At 64.6% G+C, this 2,201-nt stretch carries 1 protein-coding gene and 1 pseudogene; both read right to left on the minus strand.

Annotated elements, in window-relative coordinates; all coding sequences use genetic code 11:
- Window positions 1-351 (minus strand): annotated as a pseudogene (locus MOV75_RS35380) (hypothetical protein); the annotation flags it as partial.
- Window positions 352-538: 187 nt separating this feature from the next.
- Window positions 539-1,942, minus strand: coding sequence for a UDP-N-acetylmuramate--L-alanine ligase (gene murC / locus MOV75_RS35385; RefSeq protein WP_247007662.1), 1,404 nt, complete (start codon window positions 1,940-1,942; stop codon window positions 539-541).
- Between the last annotated feature and the right edge of the window lie 259 nt (window positions 1,943-2,201).

The following is a 2,201-nucleotide window of genomic DNA, read 5'->3' on the forward strand; positions in this document are numbered from 1 at the left end:
GGAAGCCAGACTGGCCATATCGGGGCAATTCGGCGGGCCGGCCGAAACGATCCCAGCGCGCGGTGCGCACCTTCGTATAGGTCCACTGCGGCACGACATAGTGATTCCACATATGCCGCCGTCGCGCACGATCAGGTTGGAGCCGACGCCGACGACACAGACCGGGATGTCGGAAGGGAGACGCGCGAGGAAATAAGCGAGATCGTCCTCATCCGCCGGCGTGAACAGCACCTGCGCCGGACCGCCGACGCGAAACCAGGTGAGCTCGGCCAGCGACTGGTTGGCCAGCAGCCGGCCGCGCAGGTCCGGCATCGCGGCTTTGATCGTGGGAGTGATGTCGAGGAAGCTCATGCCTCACCCTCAAGTGAGGAGAGCACGCTCTCTCCGTTCCCTCCCCCCTTGTGGGGGAGGGGCAGGGAGGGGGGTAGCCCCGAGCGAGATCGGAGTTTGTGGCCACCCCTTTCCCCCGCCCTTCCCCACAAGGGGGGAGGGAGCGCAGCGTGCCGTGCAGCAAGCAGTGAGTGAAGCATCGCCACTCTTACCCCAGCGCCTTCAATTGGTCCGGCAACGCATACGCCCATTGCGTGATGTTGCCTGCCCCCAGGCACACGACGAGATCGCCGGATTTCGCCAGCCCCTTGACAATGCCCGGGAGCTCCGACGCTCCCGGCAGCGGGATCACCTCGCGGTGGCCATGGGCGCGCAAGCCCGTGACGAAATGGTCGCGGTCGATGCCGTCGATCGGCGCTTCGCCGGCGGCATAGACATCAGCGACGACAACCGCATCGGCATCGTTGAAGCAGGTGCAGAATTCATCAAACAGCGATTGCAGGCGGGTGTAGCGATGCGGCTGCACCACGGCGATGATCTTGCCGTTGGTGGATTCGCGCGCTGCCTTCAGCACCGCCGCGATCTCGACGGGATGGTGGCCGTAATCGTCGATCACGGTGACGCCGTTCCATTCGCCGGTCTTGGTGAAGCGGCGCTTGACGCCGCCGAAGCCGGCGATCGCCTTGCGAATGTCGTCGTCGGAAACGCCGAGCTCGCGCGCGACCGCAATCGCGGCCGTCGCGTTGGAGGCGTTGTGGCGGCCCGGCATCGGCAGCATCAGATCGGCAATCTCATGCACGGCGCCTGTCTTGCGATCGTGAAACGCAACCTTGAACTTCGAGCCACCACCCATCGGCGCCAGGTCAAGCAACCGCACGTCGGCCTGTGGATTTTGGCCATAGGTGATGATGCGGCGATCCTCGATCTTGCCGACGAGGGTCTGCACCACGGGATGATCGATGCACATCACGGCAAAACCGTAGAACGGCAGGTTCTCGACGAAATGCCGGAATGCGTCCTGTACGGCGTCGAACGTCTTGAAGTGGTCGAGATGCTCGGGGTCGACATTGGTGACGATCGCGACATCGGTCGGCAGTTTCAAAAACGTGCCGTCGCTCTCGTCGGCCTCGACCACCATCCACTCGCCGGCGCCGAGCCGCGCGTTGGAGCCATAGGCGTTGATGATGCCGCCGTTGATCACGGTGGGATCGAGCCCGCCGGCATCGAGCAGCGTTGCGACCATCGTGGTCGTCGTGGTTTTGCCGTGGGTGCCGACAATCGCGACGCAGCTCTTCAGCCGCATCAGCTCGGCCAGCATCTCGGCGCGGCGCACCACGGGAATGCGACGCTCGCGTGCCGCCATCAGTTCCGGATTGTCGCGCTTGATCGCGGTGGAGACGACAACGACCTCGGCCCCGTCGACGTTCTCGGCCTTGTGGCCGACCGACACCTTCGCGCCCTTCTTGCGCAGACGGTCGAGATTGTAATTGTCGGAGGCATCCGAGCCCTGCACGGCATAGCCGAGATTGACCAGCACCTCGGCGATGCCGCTCATGCCGATCCCGCCGATCCCGACGAAGTGGATGGGTCCGATCTCGCGCGGCAGTCTCATGCTCTATCCCGTCGTTCCGTCGTCATGCCCGGGCATAAGCGCGAAGCGCGTGTTTGCGCAAGGCGTCCCGGGCATCCACGAATCCCATGGTACTTCATGCAAGACGTGGATGGCCGGGACAAGCCCGGCCATGACGGCAAAAATACGAAAATCGGTCCGTTTAGGCTCAGATTCCCGCGACCTTGACCACCAGATCGGCCAGGCGCTCGGCGGCATCGAGCCGCCCTGCCCCCTTCGCGGCCGCGGCGATGGCGGCGAG

Origin of the sequence: Bradyrhizobium sp. PRIMUS42 (assembly GCF_023006515.1) — a bacterium.
Classification (GTDB): Bacteria; Pseudomonadota; Alphaproteobacteria; order Rhizobiales; family Xanthobacteraceae; genus Bradyrhizobium.

Excerpts from the sequence above, each read along its gene's own strand:
- murC (WP_247007662.1), bottom strand. The coding sequence starts at position 1,942 with ATGAGACTGCCGCGCGAGATCGGACCCATCCACTTCGTCGGGATCGGC.